This window comes from Clostridium sp. OM02-18AC, from assembly GCF_003481825.1.
In the GTDB taxonomy this organism is placed as follows: domain Bacteria; phylum Bacillota; class Clostridia; order Lachnospirales; family Lachnospiraceae; genus Brotaphodocola.
Map to the genome: position 1 here is coordinate 64231 of NZ_QULW01000013.1, position 26122 is coordinate 90352.

At 43.8% G+C, this 26122-nt stretch carries 20 protein-coding genes and 1 riboswitch; of the genes, 18 read left to right on the forward strand and 2 right to left on the reverse strand.

Annotation, left to right across the window (positions count from 1 at the left end):
- Positions 1 to 26: 26 nt before the first annotated feature.
- The 6 genes from DXB18_RS10290 to DXB18_RS10315 all read left to right on the forward strand — a co-directional run bounded on the left by DXB18_RS10290 (position 27) and on the right by DXB18_RS10315 (position 6966).
- Positions 27 to 590 carry a hypothetical protein gene (locus DXB18_RS10290; RefSeq protein ID WP_118707623.1) on the forward strand — a complete coding sequence of 188 codons (564 nt, stop codon included), beginning with the start codon at positions 27 to 29 and terminating at the stop codon, positions 588 to 590.
- Entirely contained in the window at positions 514 to 2445 is a 1932-nt protein-coding gene (locus DXB18_RS10295) for a hypothetical protein (RefSeq protein ID WP_118707625.1), read from the forward strand. Before DXB18_RS10290 ends, DXB18_RS10295 begins: the two co-directional genes overlap by 77 nt.
- A gap of 37 nt (positions 2446 to 2482) precedes the next feature.
- Entirely contained in the window at positions 2483 to 3250 is a 768-nt protein-coding gene (locus DXB18_RS10300) for a hypothetical protein (protein ID WP_118707627.1), read from the forward strand.
- A gap of 33 nt (positions 3251 to 3283) precedes the next feature.
- On the forward strand, positions 3284 to 4249 hold the full coding sequence (locus tag DXB18_RS10305; RefSeq protein ID WP_118707629.1) for a hypothetical protein: 966 nt from the start codon (positions 3284 to 3286) through the stop codon (positions 4247 to 4249).
- Positions 4250 to 4301: 52 nt separating this feature from the next.
- The gene (locus DXB18_RS10310; RefSeq protein ID WP_118543866.1) at positions 4302 to 5708 is read left to right on the forward strand and encodes a HAMP domain-containing sensor histidine kinase; all 1407 of its coding nucleotides are present in this window, start codon (positions 4302 to 4304) and stop codon (positions 5706 to 5708) included.
- Between the two features lie 178 nt (positions 5709 to 5886).
- Positions 5887 to 6966: a hypothetical protein gene (locus DXB18_RS10315; protein WP_243103338.1), complete on the forward strand. Its 1080-nt coding sequence runs from the start codon at positions 5887 to 5889 to the stop codon at positions 6964 to 6966.
- Between the two features lie 198 nt (positions 6967 to 7164).
- On the opposite strand, the gene DXB18_RS10320 is transcribed toward DXB18_RS10315, so the two are convergent.
- Both DXB18_RS10320 and DXB18_RS10325 read right to left on the reverse strand, forming a co-directional pair.
- Positions 7165 to 7875: a response regulator transcription factor gene (locus tag DXB18_RS10320; protein ID WP_118707633.1), complete on the reverse strand. Its 711-nt coding sequence runs from the start codon at positions 7873 to 7875 to the stop codon at positions 7165 to 7167.
- An 86-nt stretch (positions 7876 to 7961) separates the two neighbouring features.
- Complete coding sequence (locus tag DXB18_RS10325; protein ID WP_118707635.1) at positions 7962 to 10355, reverse strand: endonuclease MutS2; 2394 nt, start codon at positions 10353 to 10355, stop codon at positions 7962 to 7964.
- 262 nt (positions 10356 to 10617) lie between these two features.
- Here DXB18_RS10325 and DXB18_RS10330 point away from each other — a divergent pair, with 262 nt between their 5' ends.
- The 12 genes from DXB18_RS10330 to DXB18_RS10390 all read left to right on the forward strand — a co-directional run bounded on the left by DXB18_RS10330 (position 10618) and on the right by DXB18_RS10390 (position 26091).
- A complete protein-coding gene (locus DXB18_RS10330; protein ID WP_118707637.1) occupies positions 10618 to 11943 on the forward strand; it encodes a PDZ domain-containing protein in 1326 nt (441 codons plus the stop codon).
- 69 nt (positions 11944 to 12012) lie between these two features.
- A complete protein-coding gene (locus tag DXB18_RS10335) occupies positions 12013 to 12957 on the forward strand; it encodes an HD domain-containing protein (protein ID WP_118707639.1) in 945 nt (314 codons plus the stop codon).
- Positions 12958 to 13472: 515 nt separating this feature from the next.
- Positions 13473 to 14942, forward strand: coding sequence for a 23S rRNA (uracil(1939)-C(5))-methyltransferase RlmD (rlmD, locus tag DXB18_RS10340; protein ID WP_118707687.1), 1470 nt, complete (start codon positions 13473 to 13475; stop codon positions 14940 to 14942).
- A gap of 422 nt (positions 14943 to 15364) precedes the next feature.
- The gene (locus DXB18_RS10345) at positions 15365 to 15766 is read left to right on the forward strand and encodes a pyridoxamine 5'-phosphate oxidase family protein (protein WP_118543856.1); all 402 of its coding nucleotides are present in this window, start codon (positions 15365 to 15367) and stop codon (positions 15764 to 15766) included.
- Positions 15767 to 15777: 11 nt separating this feature from the next.
- Positions 15778 to 16140, forward strand: a complete 363-nt coding sequence (locus DXB18_RS10350; protein WP_243103340.1) for a helix-turn-helix domain-containing protein — start codon at positions 15778 to 15780, stop codon at positions 16138 to 16140.
- Between the two features lie 209 nt (positions 16141 to 16349).
- Positions 16350 to 16790 (forward strand): IS200/IS605 family transposase, encoded by a 441-nt coding sequence (gene tnpA, locus DXB18_RS10360; protein WP_118707641.1) that lies wholly within the window; start codon positions 16350 to 16352, stop codon positions 16788 to 16790.
- Positions 16791 to 16799: 9 nt separating this feature from the next.
- Positions 16800 to 18125: an IS200/IS605 family element transposase accessory protein TnpB gene (locus tag DXB18_RS10365; RefSeq protein WP_118707643.1), complete on the forward strand. Its 1326-nt coding sequence runs from the start codon at positions 16800 to 16802 to the stop codon at positions 18123 to 18125.
- 156 nt (positions 18126 to 18281) lie between these two features.
- The gene (locus DXB18_RS10370; RefSeq protein ID WP_118707645.1) at positions 18282 to 18551 is read left to right on the forward strand and encodes a chromate transporter; all 270 of its coding nucleotides are present in this window, start codon (positions 18282 to 18284) and stop codon (positions 18549 to 18551) included.
- A gap of 203 nt (positions 18552 to 18754) precedes the next feature.
- Positions 18755 to 18830, forward strand: a riboswitch (cyclic di-GMP riboswitch).
- A gap of 94 nt (positions 18831 to 18924) precedes the next feature.
- The gene (locus tag DXB18_RS10375; protein ID WP_118707647.1) at positions 18925 to 20769 is read left to right on the forward strand and encodes an ABC transporter substrate-binding protein; all 1845 of its coding nucleotides are present in this window, start codon (positions 18925 to 18927) and stop codon (positions 20767 to 20769) included.
- A gap of 146 nt (positions 20770 to 20915) precedes the next feature.
- Positions 20916 to 23081, forward strand: coding sequence for an ATP-binding protein (locus tag DXB18_RS10380; RefSeq protein WP_118707649.1), 2166 nt, complete (start codon positions 20916 to 20918; stop codon positions 23079 to 23081).
- Between the two features lie 45 nt (positions 23082 to 23126).
- The gene (locus DXB18_RS10385; RefSeq protein ID WP_118707651.1) at positions 23127 to 23942 is read left to right on the forward strand and encodes an ABC transporter substrate-binding protein; all 816 of its coding nucleotides are present in this window, start codon (positions 23127 to 23129) and stop codon (positions 23940 to 23942) included.
- Positions 23926 to 26091 carry an ATP-binding protein gene (locus DXB18_RS10390; protein WP_118707653.1) on the forward strand — a complete coding sequence of 722 codons (2166 nt, stop codon included), beginning with the start codon at positions 23926 to 23928 and terminating at the stop codon, positions 26089 to 26091. The genes DXB18_RS10385 and DXB18_RS10390 overlap by 17 nt, the downstream gene beginning before the upstream one ends.
- Positions 26092 to 26122: the final 31 nt, after the last annotated feature.

Below are 26122 nucleotides of genomic sequence, written 5' to 3' on the forward strand. Positions count from 1 at the left end.
ATGTTTGACGATTGAGGAGGATGAGAATGAAAAAAATAATGAGTATTTTTTTAGCTGTTGTGATAGGATTTACAGCTTGCCCGGTTTCGGTTTATGCAGCGAAAGAGAATAAAGCGTATGAAGTATACCTGGAAGCAAAAAACGCTACAATGGCAACTGATTCTTGGGTGGAAAATATAGTCATGGATGCTGATGTGACGATGAATAAGGATCGAAGTACGATAAAAACAAAAGTGAAACTCATGTCAGATATGAATATTGCAGATTATTCAGAAGAAAATCCTGCGAATATTAAATTATCCGGTTCTGTTGAAGCAAATATGATAGGGCAAACGATTGCGTATGATGTTTTATATGAAAATGGGATTGCGCACTATGAATATACAAAACCAGAAGAGAAAGAACTGGATTTGAAATTGCAACCAGAATATTATGATTTTCATACACTAGATGAATTTATACTAAAAAAAGCAAAACTTTCAGGAAATGAGATTACTTTTAAAATATCGGGAAATGAAAGATACTGGCAATGCTGTAATGAAAATGCTACCCGGTTTAGAAAACGTAGATTACGACGATGCAGAGGTTGAACTGATTTTAAACGAAGAAACAGGCACGATTGAAAGTATGATTATTGATGGAAAAGTATCATTGACTTATCAAGGATATGATGCAGAAATGAATTGTCACATTACGTGTACGTTTCAGTACGGTGAAAATGAAAATTCTGCAGATCGCGGGAAGATTTTGAATGGGGAAGAAGTGCAATTGGAAGATGGCATGTATCTATATTCTGATTGTACCAATCTTAGCATCCGGAAAGAAGAGACGATAGATCTAAGTGCAGGAATTGTGATATCTGGAAAATGGAATGATGATGTTTCCGGAGTTACAGTTACAGTGAGTGATGCTTCTATTCTTGACGTAGAAAAAGCTGATACGATAGACGGGAAGCGGTGTGTGAGGTTAAAAGGAAGAAGTGTTGGTACGACAGAGGTTACTTTTCAGGATGCGATAAGTGGATATGCAGCCAGTATACCTGTGACGGTTTATCAGGATAATAGCCTTTCTTATACACTTCAGACAGTACCGGGAAAAGATGCAAATGGAGAGTATGCCAATTTTTATAATATTAATGGACTTTATATCGACAGTTACAAATATGAAATCAATGAAAATAAAACGGCAGAGGTTTCTTTTGATGTATATAATACGAATTATGCGCATGGTGCTGTAGAGGTGTACAGGGAAGATGGAACTATAGAGAAAGCAATTTTGATTCAGAAAATGAAATCCAATAATACAGATATAAAAGGTGCCCTGTTGGATAATACGGCAATGTTGATTCGTGATAGATTTATAAATAAAACGATTGGAACTTATAAGCAGGAAACTGGATTTTCAAAAAAAACTCCCGTTACTGTAGAAATTCCAGAAAATGGATATATCAGGATTTCCAATGATCCCAAAATATCATTGGTGGTAGCACTGGTTAATGAAGGAAGTATGATTGTGTCATTTGGAAAAATGGTAAAATCTGCCTTGAAAACGGAGGAAGAAAAGAAATTTACAGAAAAGATAACATTAAACTTGATTGCAGAAGAAGAAAAAAAACAATATGCAAAAGTTGAGAAAGAACTGACAAAGAAGTTGTGCGAAAATGTAACGAAAGAATCTCTATTTTCTGAAAAAGGAATCGGAAACTATTTTTCAACTTTAGAAGAGAATTTGGAAGAAGAGGGATGGGAGGAGATTATTTTTGATACAATAAAAGAGGTTTGGAGGGATACAGAGTGGAAAACATTAAAGCAATTTATGGGACCTGCCAAAGCAGGATTTGATATCATCTTTAATACAGGAAAATTAGAAAATTTGAGCCTGCAGGCTATGGATTTTTGTGATGCCATGGATACAGGGGCTATTTATATACAGAACCCAAGCGAAAACATCCGAACTTCTCAACAGATTAAGGTTGAGTGTGGTAAAGGTTTTTCTGATGATACAGCATTGAACGTTTTCCGAGTTGAATTGGCACAGGATACACTGGACAAATTGCAAGAATGTGCACCTGCATGGTATCAGGAACTTACCAATGACTCTGTTTATACGTATGATATCTCGTTGTTGAAAAATGGAGAAAAAATACAACCGGATGGAAAAGTAAAAGTTTTTATTCCGATTCCGGAAAAGATAAGATTTTTTGCCGAATTTGGAGGAGCCAGAGTGTACCGGGTAGAAACAGATGGAAGCCTGAGCAAAATGGAAACGCAAATAGAAGGAGATTGCTTGGTATTTGACACAGAGCATTTCAGTGTATACACGCTTATAGGAAATGAAAAAATGAAAACATATATATTGGCTGCGGGTATTGTATTGGCTTTTTTTGGTTTTTTGCTAGTGTTAAGAGCGATGCTTCGGAAACGAAAAAAGAACAGCAAATTATGATTTACAAAACCAAAGTGAAGGAGTAGTGAAGCGGAAAATGGATGCAGGTACAGTGATAAGTGGTTTATTGTTTTTAATTGTTGTGGGATTTATCATGGCGTCAGATGCAGTTTTACCAATAATATGGTTTGCCTTACGGGTATTGTTCTGTTGTGGAGCAGGCTTAGCATGTTTGGCATCTGGAACAGAACATGATAAACTGCTGCCGAAGTTGTTAATGTCTGTATCAGGAGCATGGGCTCTTTGGATTGCATGGAATGCGTTGCCTGACTGGGAATTGTATGTTCTGTTTTTCCCATGTTATGTTGGATTTATTTATCTTATGACCATGCGTGAATGGACAAAAGGACGGCTGTTATATATTGTCATGCCTTTGCTTTTGTTTTATTTTATAGGATTTGATATTAGCAATGTTGGAATTAATGATACTAATGTTGCTTATGTAGAGACAGAAACGGGAGGATATTTTTCTGATCATACATATGCAGACTTAGATAAGGTTGTTAATGAACAAAAAATTCCGTATAGGCAGGGGGCAATTTTTCAAGTTTTGGATGAAAGCGGAACAGGGCATGCTATAGATTATTTCCATGTGAAATCAGAAGACAATCAGGTTGGTTATCTGGAAAATAATAAAAATTTGAAAAAAACATATAGAATGAACTCTGAATTTGCAAAGGAAAAACAGAAAGAATATATTTCATCGAAATGGTATTATCGCTATGTCCCGCGTCCATTGCTATATGCTTGCCAGTTTGTGTATGAGCATTCCGGTATTTTATGCTATTATAAGTTTATAGATTAAATGATGTGCAGTCTGTGCTGTAGGAGAAATGTGATGAAAAGCGATGAGAAACATAATTGGTTAAAAATGGTATTTCTTTGTATAGGATTTTCAATTGGAATAACGGGATGTAAATCACAAAAATCCGTTATTCCGACGGAGATATCCGAAACATTTGCAGAAAAATCAGATCAGCCGGAACCTGAAACAATTCAGGCAGAGCAGCAAACAGACCAGTCGGAAACAGAAGCTTCCATCTCAGACTCTCCAGATAATCTGAATGAAAATTACACATCCAATGGTGTTTTTCTGGAATGTGCAGGAACGACGGTTTTTGGTCCATGTAAATTTATTTATGACGATTATTATAATAGCAGGTTTTTTCGCTTTATCGATCAGGAAAATGGTCTGATTGGTTATGCAAAGAACGAGAAAGGGAATATTTCAGTCCTTGTACCGGGACGTTATTCGCAGGCTTTCAAATTTTCGGAACGTCAGGATGAATTTGCAAGAGTGCAGAATCCAGATGGGACGTGGGCGCTCATTAATGAGCATGGAGAAACTATTTTTGATGGTTTTGATTCTATTAACCGACTGCCGTTGGTTGATAATCTTGCTACTGGAGTAAAGGATGGACAGGCGGTTTTGCTGGATTTGGATACCGTTAATTTTCAGACCGAGCCAACGATTAAAAAAATATATCCTGAGTATAAGGAAATTTCAGAACTGTATGATGGATTTGCCGTAGTTACCGGAAAAGATGGAAAACAGGGTGTGATTCGTGTTGACCATGATGAAATGGTTATTCCGGCTAAGTATGAGACGGTGGAATGGAGAAATGCCTTGGTGGAGGAAATGGAAGGCATGACAAGAACGGTATTTTTATGCAGGAAAGCGGATGGAACCTATGATGTCTTTAGCCGGATTCATGAAAGAATAATAAAGTTTGATAGCGCAGAGCGTATAAATATTAAATACGTTCTGCGATATTGTTTCGTTTCTTTCCCTCTTATTTTGTGATAGAATAGATACATTAAGATATTTATCACAAAATAAGAGGTTTTCTATTATTATGAAACATTCACTCTACTATAAATTTATATTAGGCTACCTGGTGTTTGGCTTACTGGGCTTTGCGTCCATCGCGACATTTTCCGCGCAGCTGATGAACCGAAATCAGGTGAAAAACCAGGCGGAGGCCATGTACGATGAAGCGAATCTGATTGCATCTGCTTACAGCAAGGTGTATCAGGGGAATAAGCAGGATCTGGATTCGGTTTATCCGCAGCTTCAGGCGGTGGCAAAGTTTGTGCGGGCGGAGATCTGGGTGGTCAACCGGCAGGGAATCATTGTGGTGGACAGTGAGCAGAACAAGCGGGCGGGGACGACCATAGACGGGTTTGATCCGACTGCAACGGGAAACAAATCGTACTCGACCGGATCTTATTATGATTTGTTTCCATATGATGTGCTGAGTGTTTCGGCACCGATTACCGGAAATTATAATACATACGGCTATGTGCTGGTGCATCTGCCCATGAGTGTGATCTGGGAGATGAGCAATTCGAACCTGAATGTGGTTTACATAACAGCAGGACTTTTGTTTATCCTGTCGCTGATCATTCTTCTGGTGTTTACCAAGACGGTGTACTTCCCGCTGAAAAAGATCACGGAAGGTGCCAATGAATATGCGCAGGGAAATCTGGATTACCAGATTGACTTAAATACCCGGGACGAGATGGGATATCTTGCCGGTACGCTGAACTATATGTCCAGTGAACTCAACAAACTGGAGGAATATCAGCGAAACTTTATCGCCAATGTTTCCCACGATTTCCGGTCGCCTCTGACTTCCATCAAAGGGTATCTGGAGGCGATCATCGACGGGACCATCCCGCCGGAGATGTATGAAAAATATTTAACCAGGGTCATTTCCGAGACGGAGCGTTTAACGAAGCTGACGCAGGGCATGCTGACTTTAAATTCTTTAGACAGCAAGGGCTATCTTTCCCGGTCCAGCTTTGACATTAACCGCGTGATCAAGGACACGGCGGCATCGTTTGAGGGAACGTGCGGCAGGAAAAATATTAACTTTGAGCTGACTTTTTCCGATAACATTCAGATGGTTTACGCGGACCTGGGCAAGATTCAGCAGGTACTGTATAACCTGATCGACAATGCCATCAAATTCAGCCATCCGGATTCCACCATTTACATTCAGACCCGCATCAAAAACGAAAAGATTTTCGTTTCGGTGAAGGATACGGGCATCGGAATTCCAAAGGACAGTGTGAAGAAGGTATTTGACCGTTTCTATAAATCGGATCTGTCCCGCGGAAAAGATAAAAAAGGAACCGGTCTGGGACTCGCCATTGTGAAAGAAATCATTCAGGCGCATGGGGAGAATATTGATGTGGTCAGCACCGAGGGCGTGGGATCGGAGTTTATCTTTTCGCTGCCGCTGGCGACGAATCTGTAACGGCATGGAAAACTATTTTGCATGTATAAGCTGCTTTTTCTTCTGCGAAACGCAGAGGTGTGAAAAATTAAAAAGGCAGCTACAGGAGCGATTACGAGAGTATTTGTAACGAGAAGGGAGCAGAATTATGGGGAACAGCAGTGAAGCAAAGAAAACGAATCAAAACAGGAAAACAGGGATGCATCGAATCGCAGCAGTTATACTGGCAGCAGTTTTTGTCTGGGCGAGTGTCGGAACCGCTATTGCCGCTGAATCCCGCACAAAGATTAACAGTGTCAGTCTGACTGTGCATTCTTCCATTCAGGCGGGAAGCAGCAGCGGGAATGTTTCAGTGACTGCGGATGGTGGAAATTACCGGGTTGGCGGAACAGAGATCACGAACGAGGACGATGACTGGAAAGGCGGTATGACCCCAAGAGTAGAAGTGACCTTGTATGCGGACAGTGGTTATTATTTCAACTGTACCAGCAAGAGTGATTTTTCTTTCCACGGGGATGATGCTTCCTATGTGACCTGCAGACGGGAAGATGACAAAGAAACGCTGGTTCTCGTGATCAAGCTGGATAAGCTGGACAACGGTGATTTAAGTGTCACGGGTGCCAGCTGGGATGGCTCCTCCGGAACCGGGGCCTGGAATGAAAATAAGGCAGCGCGCTATTATCAGGTGAAGCTGTACCGGGATGATTCTACCGTCATGAGTACCACTTCGGTATACGATACTTCGTACGATTTTGCCGGTCGTATGACCCGCAAAGGCGACTACTATTTTGAAGTGCGCGCTGTGGGAAGCGGCTCAGAGAAGGGTGACTGGGAAAGTTCTGACACGATCTATCTGACCTCTTCAGAGGCGGATGACATCAGCTCCGGTTATCATAGCTCTTCGTCCTCCAGTGGTGGTCCTGGCAATGGAAAATACATTTCCGGCGGCCCTGGAGATAACGGCAGAAGCAGTGCCAGCACCGGAGGTCCGGGCTCGGCAGGAGCAAACGGACAGAATGTTTCCACTGCACAGGGCAATCACTGGTGCATCGATCAGGGTGGAAAATGGTTCCAGTTTAAGGATGGAAGTTACCCGGCAGGTCGCTGGGTACTGATCGACGGAATCTGGTATTGCTTCGGACAGAACGGATATCTGCGCTGCGGCTGGATCAATGAAAATGGAAAGTGGTATTATACGGACAGCAATGGCGCGATGCTGGTCAACACCCGGACACCGGACGGATATTATGTCGGAGGAGATGGAGCGTGGATCCAGTAATAATTTGGCATAGCCAATAAAGTAGGGCGTGTGCGAGGCTGGCTTCCGGAATTTTCAGCATATCAGTTGTTTCGCCTCTTGAGCACACATGTCCGATTGCAGCGGATGTAATCCGATGCAGGCGAACATGTGTTAGCGAAAGCAAGCGAACAACGATATGTGAAAATGTAGGAAGTCAGCCTCGCACACGCCCGGCCTTTATTTCCGCACCTCAAATTTATATCCGATGCCCCACACCGTGGTCAGCGCCCAGTTGGCGTGATCCTTGATCTTTTCGCGCAGACGTTTGATATGTACGTCGACGGTCCGGGTGTCTCCGATGTATTCGTAGCCCCAGATATGGTCGAGGAGCTGCTCTCGGGTGAATACCTGGTTTGGTGAAGAAGCCAGGAAGTACAAAAGCTCCAGTTCCTTCGGCGGCATCTCCACGGAGTGACCGCAGTAGGTGACCGCGTAGTTTGTGAGGTTTACGGTCAGGTCCGGGTATTCGACATACTCGCCCTGCTGGGCTGGTTCCGGTATCGTTGGAGCGGGGGCAGCCTGGTAGCGGCGCAGCACAGCTTTGACCCGGGCTACCAGTTCCTTGGAATCGAACGGCTTGATCATATAGTCATCGGCGCCAAGTTCCAGTCCCAGGACCTTATCGAAGATTTCGCCTTTGGCGGACAGCATGATGATCGGCACCTGGGAGGTGGCACGCAGCTCGCGGCACACCTGGTAGCCGTCGATGCCCGGAAGCATCAGATCCAGAAGGATCAGGTTTGGCTTGAACTCCGGGAAAATTTTTAAGGCTTCCTCGCCGTCATTTACAATATAAGTTTCGTAGCATTCTTTCATCAGATAGAGCGAAATCAGCTCTGCAATGTTCTCGTCATCGTCTACGATTAAAATCCGCTGTTTCTCAGCCATGTCGTTTCCTCCTGATATTTCCTGTGCTGTGTTTGTCTGCAGCAGCAGCTGCGTCTTGTGCAAAAATCCGGCTGCCCGGATTTTTCTTATTTGAATACTACAATGGTTACGCCTGCGTCGCCTTCGCCGAAGCCGCCCAGGTGGAATTCTTTGATGTATTTTAAGCGCTTTAAGTGCTTGTGGATACCGGCGCGCAGGGCTCCGGTGCCTTTGCCGTGCACGATGCGTACCTGCGGCAGATGGGCAATGTAGGCATCGTCGAGGTATTTGTCAAGCTGCGCAACGGCCTCGTCTACGGTCATGCCCAGAACGTTGATCTCCGGGGAGATGCCGAAGGACTTGGACATCTTGATGTTGCTGCTTCCGCTTCCTTTGCGGCGGGATTCCATGCCCGGTCCGCTGACGGAATTTTCCTGCAGAAGTTCCAGGTCGTTTAGGTTGACCTTGGAGCGCAGGATGCCCATCTGGACAAATAAGTTGCCCTGTGCATCCGGAAGACTGCTGACGGTGCCCTTTAAGTTCATGGAGAGAACGCGCACGCCGTCTCCGAGCTTTAAGGATTTCGGATTGATGGCCTTGTGCGGTTTTTTGGTCTCCTGTTTTAAGGACAGATTGCCGTCGACTTTCTTTAAGTTTTCGCGCAGCTTTGTGCGTTCTGCCTCCAGGGCTCTGGTATCGATGCCGGAGGAAGCCGCCAGCTTGTTGATGTTTTTGATCGTGCGGTCAGCGGTCTCCTTTGCCTCGCGCAGGATGCGCTGCGCTTCTTCATTGGCTTTGCGGATCATCTGATCCTTGCGCTCGTCGAAGCGCTCTTCTTTCTTTTCCAGACCGGATTTCAGCCGTGAGATCTCGGCTTTATAGGATTCAATCTCAGCACGTTCTTTCTCGATGGTGACACGGTTTTCCTCCAGACGGCTGATGACATCCTCAAACGTTTCATCCTCGGATTCCAGATGGGTCTTTGCATCGTCAATGATGTAGTCTGGCAGTCCCAGCTTTTTGGAAATGGCGAATGCATTACTCTTTCCAGGAATGCCAATGAGCAGGCGGTAGGTTGGGCGCAGGGTTGCCACATCGAACTCGCAGCAGGCATTTTCCACGCCTGGGGTGCTGAGCGCGTAGATCTTTAACTCACTGTAATGGGTGGTGGCCATGGTGCGGCACTTCATGTTGTGCAAGAAGTTTAAGATGGCAATGGCCAGAGCCGCGCCCTCGGTCGGGTCGGTTCCGGAGCAGAGCTCATCGAACAGGCAAAGAGAATGGCTGTCTGCCTGATTTAAAATGTGCACGATGTTGGTCATGTGGGCAGAGAAGGTACTGAGGCTCTGCTCAATGCTCTGCTCATCTCCGATGTCAGCAAAGACTTCCTCAAATACAGCCAGCTCTGATCCCTCGAATGCCGGAATATGCAGACCGGCCTGACCCATCAGCGTGAAGAGTCCGACGGTCTTTAAGGAAACCGTCTTACCGCCGGTGTTTGGACCGGTGACCATAAGAAGGTCAAAATCGGTGCCCAGCCAGACGGTGATCGGAACAACTTTCTGCGGGTCTAAGAGCGGATGACGGCCATCCTTGATGTGGATGCGGCCTTCGGTGTTGAACTTCGGCTCGCTGCACTTGAAATGGCGGGACAGCGCTGCTTTGGCGAAAATGAAGTCCAGTCTGGTCAGGATCTGCAGGTTGATGGCAAGCTCCTCGGTGTAAGGCATCAGCTGGCCGCTTAGATTGGCAAGAACTGCCTCGATTTCTTTCTGCTCCTGAATCTCCAGGGTGCGCAGTTCGTTGTTTAACTGGATGACGGCCATCGGTTCGATGAACAGGGTGGAACCGGTGGAGGACTGGTCGTGGACCATACCGTTGACCTGGGATTTGTATTCTGCTTTGACCGGCAGGCAGTAGCGCCCGTCGCGCATGGTAATGACAGCGTCCTGCAGGTAAGAACGGCAGCTGTTTAAGATGCTGTTCAGCTGGGTGTGGATGCGGTCGTTGATGCCGTGCATGGAGCGGCGGACCTTGTGAAGCCCCGGGCTTGCGTTGTCGCTGATCTCATCCTCGGAGAGGATGCAGCGCTTGATCTCGTTGTTGACGGAGGTTAACGGCTCCAGACTCCGGAACATGGAGTCTAAGGAGTCATCCGGGAACTCTTCGGATTCCTCGTGGTGACCGTAAGTTTTGGCACGCGCGGCAACCGTCAGCAGGGAACTGATGGATAACAGCTCTAAAATGCTGAGGGAGCTGCCAATCTCCAGGCGTTTTAAGGAATCCCGCACATCGCGGACACCGCTTAAGGAAAGGCTTCCCTTCATGCGGACACGGGTGAGCGCATCACTTGTCTCGGTCTGTGCCTGTACGATCTCGTGGTAATCGCTCATCGGGAGCAGGTTCTGGCATAACAGCTTTCCGGGGGTGGAAGCAGCATAGCTGGTCAGCTGGGTGATGATCTTGTTATATTCTAATGTCTTTAATACTTTCTGGTTCATAAAAATCCTCGATTTACTTTATATATAGTGAAAATAAACAATTCGATTATAACATGAAATGAATTCCTGCGAAAGGGCGGGGCACATACTTTTTTAGTTGCGTAAATCGGGTCAGAACCTTATAATAGGAGATAATGCATACCATCTGCGCAGAATTGCAAGATGGGAAAAGCGCTGCTGGACACATGTGCGTGTACAGGAACGGAAAGTCTGCGCAGGCATGCATCAGGGGAGGATTTATTATGAAGTAAGGAGGACGTGAATGTCTGAGGTACGGGATCCAGAAAAGAAACCTGAACATGAAAAAAAGAATGACCGCGATTTCATCAGCGAAAAGATCGTAAGACCGGCTCCAAGCAAAAAGCAGGTTGGTACCAGAATGGCAACAGCTGCCTGTGCCGGAATCATTTTTGGTGTCGTCTCTGCAGTCTGTTTTGTTTTGACCCGTCCGATCATGGAGCAGTTATCCGACGGAAACAAGCCGACGGCATCGGCGGTATCTATCCCGAAGGATGAGCTGGAGTCATCCGCAGAAGCGCAGGAGACGGAGCGTGCGTCTGAGACAGAAACTGAGCCGGTGGAGGAGATGGTCCAGAGTGCACTGGAGCATTACCGCTATACGGTAGATGATCTGAATTCCCTGTTAAACAGTCTGCGTTCCAAAGCATTGGCTGTGGATAAAAGTGTGGTGGTCGTACATTCTGTCCAGCAGAACACGGACTGGTTCGACAATCCGGTGGAAACAACGGGGTTATATGCCGGAGTCATCATCGCGAAGACCAGCCAGGAGTTGCTGATCCTGACACCAGAGGATGCAGTCGAGCAGGCGGATTCCATCAAGGTAACCTTTGAGAATGGAAACGATGTGAGCGGTCATATGAAACAGAAGGATACCACATCCGGTATGGCGATCGTCAGTGTCAGCGCGGGCGACATCAGCACGTCTTTGTTAAAAGATTTAGAGCCGGTTCCGCTCGGAAACTCCTATCAGGTGTGTCAGGGCGATATGATCGCATCCATCGGCAGTCCGGCCGGAGTCGTTCATTCGCTTGATTACGGATTTGTTTCCTATGTGGTGCGCAGCAATCCGATGGTTGACCAGCATTGCCGGATGCTGTATTCCCATATTTTAACGGATGCGGACCGCGGCACATTTTTGATGAATACAGATGGAGAGCTGATCGGCTGGGCCGTTTCCGCTTCTGACAGTTCGGCGGCAGGCAGCAATATGGCGGAGATCTTTGGTATTTCCGATTACAAGGGAATTCTGGAAAAGCTGAGCAATGGCCAGGGCGTTCCCTGCGTCGGCATTGTCGGCCAGGAGGTAACCGAAGTGCAGATGGATGGCGGAATGCCGGCGGGCATCTATGTCATGAATGCTGTTACCGAGAAACCGGCGTACAATGCGGGAATCCAGAACGGAGACATCCTCACACAGATCGATAAAACGCCAATTACATCGATGAAGGAATACCAGGCAGCGGTAGAAAAGATGACCTGCGGCCAGACGGTGCACATTACCGTGCAGCGGAACGGGCGCGACAGCTACACGCAGCTGGAGTTTGACGTAACGGTGGGAAGCAGGTAGTGGTCAGTGCAGATTTGATCTGCACTGGAAATAAGAATCACAAGCAAGATAGAAAGAAAAGGAAGAGATATGAAGTATATTGACAGTTTCAGAGAAGGCATGCATGTTTCCGACGTGTATCTGTGCAAAAATAAGCAGATCGCGCTGACCAAGAACGGAAAGGAATACGGAAACCTGGTCCTTCAGGACAAAACAGGCACAGTAGACGCAAAAATATGGGATCTGGGATCACCGGGCGTCGGAAATTTTGAGACGCTGGATTATGTTTACGTCGATGCAGACGTGACCATGTTCATGGGTGCAAAGCAGCTGAACGTAAAGCGGATCCGTAAAGCCGATGAGGGTGAATACATTCCGGCAGATTACCTTCCGGTCTCCTTAAAAGATGTAAAACAGATGTATTCCGAGCTGCTTGCGTTTATTGCATCTGTAAAAAACCCATATCTGAAACAGCTTTTGGACAGCTACTTCCAGGATCCGGAATTTGCGAAGGCATTCCAGTTCCACAGCGCAGCCAAGAGCGTGCATCACGGATTTGTAGGCGGTCTTTTAGAGCATACGTTAAGCGTTACCAAGATGTGCGATTACTTTGCGTCTGCCTACCCGATGTTAAACCGCGACCTGCTCTTAACTGCAGCCATGTTCCACGACATCGGTAAGACCAAAGAGCTGTCAACATTCCCGGCAAATGACTATACCGATGACGGTCAGCTGTTAGGCCATATCATCATCGGAACGGAGATGGTTGGCGAGCGCATGCGCACCATCGAAGGCTTTCCGCCAAAGCTGGCAAGCGAGTTAAAGCACTGCATTCTCGCGCATCACGGAGAACTGGAGTACGGTTCCCCGAAAAAACCGGCTCTCTTAGAAGCGATGGCTTTAAACTTCGCGGACAACGCAGACGCAAAGATGGAGACGATGATCGAAGTGCTGCGCGGTGCGGGGGACAACCAGGGATGGCTTGGATATAACCGGCTGCTGGAGACGAATATACGGAAGACAACAGAGTGTTAAAAGAATAGAAAAAATCAGAAAACGCGCCAAAACCGGCGCGTTTTCTGATTAAAAAGGGGAAAGAGGTAATGTATTGTGTACCAATATATAGGACCGTTCATCCGGTGTGTCATCCGGGAAACGGGTTGTTGTTTGACGACCCCGGCAGCGGTTGCGCGCTTGGTGCCGCCGGGCTCTTTTATAACAGGTGCATAACGAACATGTTTGTTAGTTGCTGTCCATTATGATGATGGGTTCGTTTGGTTTTCTCTCCCTCACATCATGCTTATATGATACTGGAAAAATGTGTCTAAAGTTTGAGGAGATTGTGAAGAAAGCGGAAAGTTTCTAAACAAAATCTTACGGAAAAGAATGGAAATAAAAGGAAAGTCCTTACGGAAAAAGAAGATGCCAGTAAGGCCGGATTGGCAGAAATCGTGACAAACAAAAAGGGAAGACTTGCACAGTGGTAAGAAAACCCGTAAAATGATAGGAAAGAATCAGGGTTGGAACTGGATGAAAGGATAGAGCGAAACATGGATTGGAAAAAGAATGATGTATTTCAGGTTCAGATAGAAGATATGAGCGATACCGGGGAAGGAATCGGCAAAACCGACGGCTTCACCTGGTTTGTGAAGGATGCCGTAATTGGGGATGTGGTGGAAGCCAAGGTTATGAAAACAAAAAAATCATATGGTTTTGCCCGTCTGATGCAGGTGGTAAAGCCATCGGACTGCCGTGTCACTCCACACTGCCCGTCTGCCCGCCAGTGCGGCGGATGTCAGCTTCAGGCCATGAGCTACGAGGAGCAGCTGAAATTTAAAGAAAATAAGGTGCGCAACAACTTAAGCCGCATCGGCGGACTCACGGAGATTCCCATGGAGCCGATCATCGGCATGGAAGAGCCGTGGCGTTACCGCAACAAGGCACAGTTTCCGTTTGGAAAAGACAAGGATGGCCGTATCATCACCGGCTTTTATGCAGGCCGCACCCATGCCATCATTGAACAGGAGGACTGTCTGCTTGGCGTGGAAGAAAACCAGCCGATCCTGGACTGCATCCGCGCTTTTATGGAAGAATTCCATATTGCGCCGTATGAGGAGGAAACACACCGTGGTCTGGTGCGTCATGTACTGATCCGAAAAGGCTTTACCACGGGTGAACTGATGGTATGTCTGGTACTGAATGGAGGGGTGAAGAAGCTGAAAGCGGCGGAGGTGCTGGTGGAGCGTCTTGTGAAGCTGTTCCCGGAAAAACATGTGGAAACAGCTGAGGGCGCAGAGACAGATGACGCAGGAATGGAAGCACAGGCAGCAGGAAACAGGGCAAACACAGAGATTCCGGCGCCGCATATGGTCAGCATCTCCTGCAGTATCAACCGCGAAAAGACCAACGTCATCATGGGAAAAGAAATCGTAAATCTGTATGGACCTGGTTATATTACCGATTATATCGGCAATGTCTGCTATCGGATTTCTCCATTATCCTTCTATCAGGTCAATCCGGTCCAGACCCAGAAGCTTTACGGAACGGCACTGGAATATGCCGCTTTAACCGGGGAAGAAACCGTATGGGACCTGTACTGCGGCATCGGAACCATCTCCCTGTTCCTTGCCCAGAAGGCAAAAAAAGTGTATGGAGTCGAGATCGTTCCCCAGGCCATCGACGATGCGAGAGCCAATGCAGAATTAAATCATTTCGAAAATGTGGAATTCTTTGTAGGAAAGGCAGAGGAGGTGCTGCCGGAGCAGTATGAAAAGAACCAGGTCTATGCTGATACGATCGTGGTGGATCCGCCGCGCAAGGGCTGTGACAGCGTGTGTCTGGATACCATCGTGAAAATGGCACCGAAAAAAGTGGTTTATGTCAGCTGCGACTCCGCGACCCTTGCAAGAGATGTGAAATATCTGGGCGAGAGAGGATACCAGGTAGAGCGGGTGCGGACGGTGGATATGTTCCCGTGGAGCGGGCATGTGGAGACGGTAGTCTTGATGTCAAGGAAATAAAATCAAGTGCCAGAAAGTGGTGTATTTCCAGGCTTTTTCGGAAGTTGGGATTAGAAGCCTGACTCCTGAAAAAGCCCGGTTTTCTTATATGGAAACATATTTACTGCAAAATGTGTGTCAGGTTGTAACCTCGGATTAGATGTCGCGATTTGGGACAGTGGATTAGATGTCAGGCATTTCGGGATGCTTTTGGGAAAATGAAAACGGATGACAACCAATCCGGCAACTCGACCATTTTGGGTGGTTGTAGGCAGTAGATTAGATGTGAAGGAAAAATTCGGTAAGTCGGAATTTGTGTAGATAACATAGGTATTCTTCAAGATACCAAGTATCAAAAATAATCGTACTTGATGCATTACTTTATCAGTCATATAATTAAACCAGTTCAAAAATATGACTATATAAACAAGGAGGATACCAATATGACAAATATTGAAAAAGTAAATCAATTTTTAGATGAGGCAAAAATATTTTATTTTTTGACTACAGATGGAGATAAACCAAAGGGACGTCCATTTGGATTCCATATGTTAGATGATGGTAAATTATATTTTGGATGTGGTACGTTCAAAAATGTTTTTTTGCAGTTAATGCAAAATCCCCACGTTGAAGTGTTAGCCGTTAATGGCAACGAGTTTATGCGTTATGATGGAACTGTAAAGATTGTGAAAGATGAGGCTCTTTTGAAAAAGGTGCGTACAGCAATGCCACAGATTATGAATCTGTATGATAAAAATGGCTGGGAGATGGGAATGTTCTATCTTGAGAATGGTCATGCAGAGATTCGTGGAATGATGGATTTAAAAGATGAATTTGATGTATAAGAGGTAATGATATGGAAAGATTATTTGAAACGGATTCGACAATGGAAGATCGTTTTGGGAAATGTCCTTATGCGACAGCACAGAGTTTGATTTCAGGAAAATGGGCTGTCTTAATTATGCATTATCTGGAAGATGATCCCATCCGTTTCAATGATCTTTTGCGTCTTATGCCAAAGATGACACATGCGACTTTATCTGTTCAATTAAAGACATTGGTGGAAAATGGTCTGGTGGAGCGAAAACAATATGAGTCGATTCCGCCTAAGGTAGAATATTCGCTGACAGAAATTGGGAAAAAATTTCATCCGGTAATAGAAGCGATGCATAATTGGGGGCAGGAATATATTGAATTCATGAAAAAGGATAATGAATAAGTCTATGGAAATAAAAAGGATTGAGCAAGACTTTACAGTGTGTCAGGTAAAAGATTATTCACTTGTAAATTTAGATTCTGAATATAGCTTTATTGAAAAAATGCACGCCGCATTCTCGTTACTTTAGTGATGAGTTAGGCGTGCAAAAAATATAAATAAGAATCGAACATACATTTGCATCTTGGCAATACATATGGTATACTATAAATATGGATAATAATATATTTAATATTAAGGAAAATAGTCTTTCGTATGGTAGAGGTTATGTTTATTCTTTACAGTATCATTTGGTATGGTGTACAAAATACCGTAAAAAAGTTTTAGCAAATGGAATCGATGTGGAATGCAAAGAAATGTTACAAGGATTGGCGGAAGAGTATCACTTTCAGATTTTGGCTATGGAGATAATGCCGGATCACATTCATCTGCTTGTGGATTGTCGCCCACAGTTCTTTATTTCTGACATGATTAAAATCATGAAAGGAAATATTGCCAGACAGTTATTTCTTTCACATCCGGAATTAAAACAGCAGTTGTGGGGTGGACACCTTTGGAATCCTTCCTATTGTGTAGTGACAGTGAGTGAGCGCAGTAAAGAACAGGTTTTGTCGTACATAGAAGGGCAGAAGGAGAAAGAAAAGCGAAAGTAGGAAAATCTTATGAAGACGGTATCCAGTTATGGTGTAGAAATTAAAAAACAGAATATTCCCCTTCACCATACACTGAGGATTTATCGTCAGGCAGTTTCTTATCTGACTAAAGTTTATCATGAAGTATGGGAAGAACTTTCAGAAATTGAGAATGCCCAAAAGCGGTTTAATGAAGCGGAACATCTTGTACATAATACAAAGAAAAATGTGGCCAGATTTGATTTTGATCAGCGCTTTGTTAAAATGCCATCTTACTTGAGGCGCGCAGCGATTCAGCATGCACTTGGAAGTGTATCTTCTTATAAAACACGAATGAAATTATGGGAAAACGGCGATTTATCAGGGAAGCCGAAGCTCGTATATGAAAATCATGCGATGCCGGTATTTTACAGAGATGTCATGTACAAACCGAGCGAGTCAGGGGAAGATGTTGCATATCTAAAATTATATGATGGTTATGACTGGAAATGGTTTCGCGTTTCTCTGCTGCATACAGATATGGAATATCTGAGAAAACATTGGTCAGGAGTTTGCGCTATGGCCCCAGTTCTGGAGAAGAAGCATCAAAAATATTTTCTGAGATTTTCTTATACGGAGGATGTGATATTGACGAAACATGCTGTAAATGAGCAAATCATTTGTAGCATAGATCTGGGAATCAATACGGATGCGGTTTGCACAATCATGCGTTCAGACGGAACTATTCTGGGACGAAAATTTATAGATTTCCCCAGTGACAAAGACCGGCTGTACCATGTGTTGGGCAGAATTCGCAGATTTCAAAGAGAACATGGTTCCGGGCAGATAAAGAGCAGATGGACCTATGCCAAGAGACTGAACATGGAATTAGCCAGGAAAATCGCAAATGCAATCGTAACCTATGCGGGGGAATATCAGGCAGATGTACTGGTTTTTGAGTACTTAGAGATAAATGGGTTTATTTCTGGAAAGAAGCGTCAGCAGCTTCATATGTGGAGAAAACGGGATATTCAGAATATATGCGAGCATCAGGCTCACAGACATGGAATAAGACTGGCGAGGGTCTGTGCCTACAATACCAGTAGGCTTGCTTATGATGGAAGTGGTATGGTAGAGCGAAGCAAAAAGAATCACAGCTTGTGTGTATTCAAAAATGGGAAAACATACAACTGTGATTTATCTGCATCCTATAATATTGGAGCAAGATATTTTATCAGAGAATTATTAAAACCCTTCCCGGAAACGGAAAGGTCTTTACTGGAGGCAAAAGTTCCTTCAATAAAGCGTAGAACCTCATGTGTTTATGCAGATTTGAGAGTGTTGCACGATGTATTGGCAGACTCTAAATCCGCATGAATGCAGGCAGATATTCAGTGGACTACCTGTAATGTGGAAACCTGCCGTATCCGGCATGGACATTGCGCATAGTTGCGCTGTTCTAAGTTACAGGCGTATCCGCCGATATTTAGTCTTGTCGCTTAAAGCGGCTGAGAAGCACGTGACTTTAGTCATGTGAGGTTCACAAACAAGTATGTTCAAGCGGTTTTGCGTGGTCTGAAGCCCTGTGTGATCGGCATTGTTCTTGCAACGGGTATTTATATGGTCTTTGGAAACTGCTTTGGAGCGATTTCAGCAATCCAGATTAATTTGCAGGCAATCATCCTTACGGCAATTCTGGTTGCTTCGATGTTTGGGTATAGGCATTTTGCAAAGAAGAAGCTGTCGCCTATTCTTTTAATCGTATTATCCGCAATAGTGGGCATGGCAGTGTACGGAATATAGAATTAAGACAATACAGCGATAGCGATATGGACGCAGTGATGCAGATATGGCTTAATACGAATATTCAAGCACATCATTTCATACCGTCTATCGGCTGTTCTTTTTTTGGTTTTCAGGCGTTAAAACGGTAATGTTTTTCTTGTGTACAGTAGAGCGCTATAGTATAATAAAACCAGTTTTTTACATAAGTTTAAAAGCTATAATAAGGAAATCGGCAAACCAGATGAAAGTCTGGGACGCAAAGCTACAGGGCCTTTAAAATGGCAGCCAGTTGCATGAAATGAGGTACACTGTCTGTCTGACAGTGCTTTTTTATGGAGTTATTTCACAGACGTAACAATAATGATTTTACCAGGAAAGAAAGAGGTAAAGTATGAAAAAGGCAAAACGTTGTCTGATAACAGTGGTGTCAGGTGTACTTGTAGCAACTGCTGTCTTGTCTGGATGTGGACAGTCAAAGAAAGAAGTATCTAAAAACGATGATCATCTTACCGTTTATCTGTGGGAAAATCGTTTGATGAAAAATATTGCACCCTATATCCATGAACAGTTTCCTGATCAGGATATTGAATTTATTATTGGTAACAATGATACCGATTTATACAGTTATTTTAAAGAACATGATGAATTACCGGATATCATAACAGTACGTCGATTCTCTGGAACAGATGCACAGGACTTACAGCCTTATCTTATGGATTTTGCTTCTTATGATGTTGTTTCCAAGTACTATTCTTATGCGGTGCAATATTATAAGAATGAGGAGGATGAAATCCAGTGGCTGCCAATCTGTGGTATTCCGCAGACGATCATTGCCAACAAAACACTGTTTGATCAGTATGGCGTAAAGATTCCAGAAAATTATGAGGAATATGTACAGGCCTGTCAGCAGTTTTATGATAATGGCATAAAACCGTATTCCATGGATCTTGGGGAAGACTGGTCTAATAATGAAATCATCCAGGCGGCGGCAATCGGTGAGTTTACAAGCCTGGATGGTATTGAATGGCGAAACGGTGCAGAGACTGCAGCGGATGAAGTGAAGTTTGATGATACATTATGGAAACGTATTTTTTCAGAAACCAGTCAGTTTCTTAAGGACTCGCACTTTGGTAAAGAAGATATCAATATTGACATCGATACAGGAACCCAGATGTTTGTCGAGGGAAAATCAGCAATGTTTCATGGACATCCGACGGTTATGCAGCAGCTGCAGAACCAGATGGATGCGGAGCTGATCCGTATTCCCTACTTTTCACAGACATCGGATGAATCCTATGTATACATGACTCCGTCCTTAAACATTGCATTTAACAAAAATCTGGAAAAAGACCGGGAGAAACTGGATACTGCACTGGATGTGCTGGATTGTATGATTTCAGAAGAGGGGCAAAAGCTGATTGCGGATGGAAGCGGCGTCATTTCATTGAATACAGATGTTCCAACCATGATGCAGGATGTGCCTGGAGTGGAAGAGGAAATTAATAATAATGCTGTTTATATCCGATATTCCGCTCAAAAATCTTTTTATGCAAGTCTTGAGGCTGTTCACGGATTACTGTCAGGGGAAATGGATGAAACACAGGCTTATGATACTTTTTGCAGTGTAATGAATCGTAAAGCTCCAGAAGAAAAAGCAACGGTGAATTTTGAAAATGAATATTCCATTTCGCTGAACGATAGAAATGGCCGTGATGCAGCATCTTCCATTTTAACTACGATCAGAGAAGAAAATGATGCACAGCTGGCTCTGGCGCCATATTATTATTTCACTTCTTCTATGTACAAAGGAGAATGCACCAATAGCCGGGTTGGCATGATGACAGCGAAGAGTTCAGATACAGCATTATATGTTGCAAAAATCAATGGTAAACAGGTTTATGAACTCGTGAAAAATTATCTCGCCGATGCTGATGAGAATTTTTACATAACCAACAAATACGAATTACCAATTGCATCCGGTATGAAAATGATCGTCAATCAAGCGGAAGGTGGATTTTCATTAAAGGACTTGACAGTGAATGATAAGAAAATAGACAAAGAAAAGGAATACTCGATTCTTCTTACAGACACCACAATGTCTGTTTTGAAAAAAATAAATCCGAAATGTGAGATTGAGCAGCTTAAAGATACAACATTATCAAGTGCATGGATCGCAGCAATGTCAAAAGGACAGCAGCCGTCAGCACCGGAAGACTATATAGAGGTTGAACAGTAAAAGTGGAGATAGAACAAACGGTAAAGAAAAGAAAAAAAATAACAAGGCTGTTGCTTATACTGCTTATGATTCTTTTAAGCTTAGGTTGTATCAAGTATCTTATAAGTAAGTCTAGCAAGTATATCAGCGAAAATGGAAAAAGCAGTATGGGAGCTGTTGTTGAACAGATACAACAGACCTATGATCTTCAGGTGAGTGGGTACTACAGCCAGCTGCAGTTGGTTGAGGAATTTTTACTTCGTGAGAGGAAGCTGTCTCTTGAAACGGATACGAACAAAAGTTTCTTTGAAGCATGGGAAAAAGAATCGGAAAGTACCCTTATATTTCTTCGGGAAAATGGTCAGGCAATATCCGCAGGTGGAACAAAAATGCGGATTGATATGCCAAGTAAATTTCTGCTGGACTTAAAGAATGGATACAATATTGGAAAACTGGTGCGTCTTGATTATGATCAGAAGAAAAAAGACGGTTATCTGGTTGCGATCCCATGTCAGGAATATACGATCAATGGGGAAACTTATACGGCAATTGGAACGGTGTATGATCATTCGAAACTGGATTCCATGTTAAAACTGAAAGGTTATGATGGGAAAGCATATTTGTTCATGCTGGATGATGACGGAAATATTACGTATACGAACCTGAGTGGTGATAAATATCAGCGTAATTATTCTTTGTTAAAACATTTAAAAGGGGAACAGGCCATTACAGAAGAAGAGGCTGATTTGCTCAAAAAGAAGTTTGATAACAGAGAATCCGGAGTTGCACTTTTGGGAAAACAGAACCCCTATTATCTGGGGTATTGCCCGATAGAAAGCAACAACACCATTTTGGTATGCATTGTGACAAAGGGAGTTATTGACAATGTGCTGAGGGATTACCAGAAAACGGTGCTGTGTACAACAACACTCATGGCAGGTTTTATACTTTTACTTTTTGCTGGATTATTCTACAGTATTTCCAGACTTAGTCTTGCAGATCAAAAAGCAGAATATGAAAAAAGAAAGAATGAACTTCATTTGCAGACAATGAAGGAAATGGAAGCAGTCAATCAAAAACTGAAAAAGGCAAAGAACGTTGCAACAGAGGCTTTACAGACAGCGGAAAATGCAAATAAGGCGAAAACAGATTTCCTGTCTAATATGTCACATGATATTCGTACACCTATGAATGCAATCATTGGTATCACGTCTTTGATCAGACATGATGCAGGTAATAAAGCAAAAGTTATAGAGTATGCAGATAAAATAGATATTTCATCACAGCATCTGTTAGGAATCATTAATGATGTTTTGGATATGAGTAAGATTGAAGCAGGAAAAACAGTCTTCAAGTATTCTGACTTTTCTATTCTGGATCTTATGCAGGAACTTGACACTATATTTCATACTCAAATATATGAAAAGCAGCAGACCCTTACAATCATAAAAGAAAATATTCAGCATGAGTGGGTGAATGGGGATCAGGTTCACCTGATGCAGATTTTCAGCAACCTGCTTTCCAATGCAGTGAAGTATACCCAGGAAGGTGGGGAAATTCAGTTCTTTGTAGAAGAATGTGAGACAAAGTCATCTGTCTATGCAAAGTACCGTTTCTTAGTTAGTGATAATGGTATGGGAATGTCGGCAGATTTCAAGGATACAATTTTTGATGCGTTTACCCGTGCGGAAAGTTCCCTTACAAATAAAATACAGGGAACCGGACTTGGAATGGCGATTACTAAGAATCTGGTTGAGGCAATGGGAGGTAGCATTGACGTGGACAGTGAATTGGGACAGGGAAGCTGTTTTGAAGTTCTCTTGGATCTGAAAATTGCAGAGGATAGAACGGCTGCTCTGGCGGCACAAGAAGAAACAGATGAGCAGGATGGGAATATCCTTCAAGGAATGAGGTTCCTGTGTGCAGAGGATAATGAACTGAATGCGGAGATCCTGACGGAACTGTTAAAGATTGAAGGTGCGGAATGTATCATCTGTGAAAATGGTGAAGAGATTTTGAAAGCATTTGAACAGTCTGCCCCAGGTGATTATGACATGATCCTGATGGACATACAGATGCCTGTTATGAATGGTTATGAGGCAACGAAAGCAATCCGCAGAAGCTCCCATGAACTGGCACAGACGATTCCGATCATTGCCATGACTGCGAATGCATTTTCAGAAGATATTCAGCATTCCCTTGCGGCTGGCATGAATGCACATGTTTCAAAACCGGTTGAGATGAAGGTGCTGGAAAAGACGATCAGAAGCATAAAATCTGGTGGGGGGGGGTACCGAACCGCAGGTCACTGTACAGTGACGAATGGAAAGTAACCGGATATAGAAGAATCAAAAAGGATAGTTAGGGATAGACAGAAAATGAAAGGAAAAAGAGTAATTGCAGGCATTCTGCTTGCGGGAATTTTAGCAGTCACCCTGGCAGGGTGTAAAAACACAGATAACACGAAAGAAGAAACCGAAAAGCCTGTTATTACCCTCGGCAGTGACAACTATCCACCATACAATTATCTGAATGAGGATGGTGTACCGACGGGAATCGATGTAGAACTGGCTACAGAAGCTTTCAAAAGAATGGGATATCAGGTGGACGTTGTCCAGATCAACTGGGAGAAGAAAAAAGAACTGGTGGAGAGCGGAGAGATTGACTGTATCATGGGCTGCTTTTCCATGGAAGGGCGTCTTGATGATTACCGCTGGGCGGGACCATACATAGCAAGCCGTCAGGTGGTTGCTGTAAATGAGAATAGTAATATCTATAAACTGAGTGACCTGGAGGGAAAGAACCTGGCTGTTCAGTCAACAACCAAACCGGAAGGTATCTTTCTGAATCGGACGGATGAAAGAATCCCAAAACTGGGCAATCTGATCAGCCTGGGACACAGGGAGCTGATCTATACATTTCTGGGAAAAGGATATGTAGATGCAGTTGCAGCACACGAGGAATCTATTGTTCAGTATATGAAGGATTATGATGCAAGCTTCCGTATTCTGGAAGAGCCTCTGATGATCACCGGAATAGGTGTCGCTTTTGCAAAAGATGATGACAGAGGAATCTGTGAGCAGATGAGCCAGACACTGGAAGAAATGCGTCAGGATGGCACATCCCTGAAAATCATTGAAAAATATCTGGATGATCCCCAGAAGTATCTGGAGGTGGATGATCGTGGATATTAAGAGAAAGAAAAAAGAAAAACGAATCCAGCTGTTCGGCGGTCTGATTGGAGTCTGTGTGGCTGTAGCCTCTCTGTTTTATTTCTTCCACGCAGAAAAAGCGGAAGCAGAGAAAAGAATGGTGGAGATTGTAAACTATGTGAAAGTGCAGTGCTCCACCTACACCCATTTTAATGAATCTTCGGAATCAAAAAGCCTCCTCCGTGCCATTGAAAGTGCCAGACAGATGAGTACAAATATTAAAATGGAAATAGAAAACGGCGGTCAGCTAAGCCGGGATTTCCTGAAGGAAAACCTGCAGACTCTCTGGGTGGATGGTATCATTGTACTGGATGCAGAAGGAAAGACGGACTGTGAATACAGCACGGATGAATCTCTTGCCAATGAGATTACGGAGTATCTGCAAAAAGAAATTATCATGGATTTTGCCGGATATGAAGAAAGATCTTATTCGGAACGTTTTATCAGAGAAGACGGGTCACGTATCGACATTGCAGCCTGTGCCAGAAAAGATGCACCGGGTATCGTTGCTGTTTATTATTATACATCTCCAGAATTTGTCAGAAACTACACATTGACGATACAGGGGCTTTTAAACGGCTATAGTGTCCAGAAGGATGGAACGATTATTGTTGCAGATGATGGAACAGTTGTTGCCAGCAATGATGAGAGTATGTTAGGGCAGAATACAGCCGGCAACGAGGTCGTTCAGGCAATGAAAAAGCATACAGACAGTCAGCACATTTATCATTTCAAGAATGAAGGAACCGGATGTTATGGAATCATGCTGAAGCAGCGGGATTATTATATCTATGCGTATCTTCCGGATACGGAAGTGTTTCATAACCTTCCATTAAGTGTAGCAGGTGTTATTCTTCTTTATTTTCTGATATTCAGTATATTTTTGTTCTGGGGTCACAGAACCAATCAGGCACATCAGAAACAGGAGCAGGAAAAAGATGAAAAATATAAAGCAGAACTTCTGACAGTAGCAAAAAAGGCAGAAGCCGCCAATGAGGCAAAAACAGAGTTTCTTCAGCGGATGAGCCATGATATCAGGACTCCGATTAATGGAATCTACGGTTTGATCAATATGGCAGACCATTATGCAGATGATATGGAGAAGCAGAAGGAATACAGAACAAAGGTTAAAGCGGCATCCAATCTGTTGCTGGAACTGGTAAATGATGTTCTGGACATGAGTAAGCTGGAGTCGGGTGAAGTTGTTCTGGAAGAGAGTCCATTTAATCTGAGCAAAATCTCTGAGGAAGTGCTTGTTGTAATTGAACAGATTGCTGCAGAACAGAATATCCGGATTGTATGGGAGAAAAAAGAAATCATACACCGTGATCTTATTGGAAGTCCGGGGTATGTAAAACGTGTGATAATGAATATCCTGTCCAATGCAGTGAAATATAACAGAGAAAATGGACATATTTATCTTAGCTGCATGGAAATCCCATCCGAACAGCCAGGAATGACGACAATGGAATTTATCTGCCGGGATACAGGAATCGGAATGACTGAGGAGTTCCAGAAACATATTTTTGAACCATTTGCACAGGAATATACGGGAAGCCGCACAAAGTTTGTCGGAACCGGACTGGGAATGGCCATTGCAAGGAAGCTGGTCGAGAAAATGGGTGGAACCATTACTTTTGAAAGTGAAAAAGGCGTAGGGACAACATTTGTGATCCGGGTCCCATTTAAAATAGATCCGGATGCGGATAAACGTGAAGAACAGAAGGATGTATCCGAAAAATCTATAAAGGGATTGCATATTCTTCTGGCGGAAGATAATGAGCTGAATATGGAAATCGCTGAATTTATGCTTCAGAATGAGGGTGCGGACGTGATTAAAGCGTGGAATGGGCAGGAAGCGGTTGAGCTGTTCAGAAAAAGTGAACCTGGTGAATTTGATGTCATTCTTATGGACATTATGATGCCGGTAATGAATGGTTATGAAGCTACAAAGATGATCAGGTCTCTGGACAGAGAGGATGCAAAGGAGGTACCGATCATTGCAATGACAGCAAATGCGTTCACGGAGGACAGAATAAGAGCAAAAGCAGCAGGGATGGATGAACATGTTGCTAAGCCAGTTGATGTGGAATTACTGATAAAAGTAATTCATAAATTGGTGAATGATTGATAGAGCAGTGTCAAATAAGCGGTGAAATATA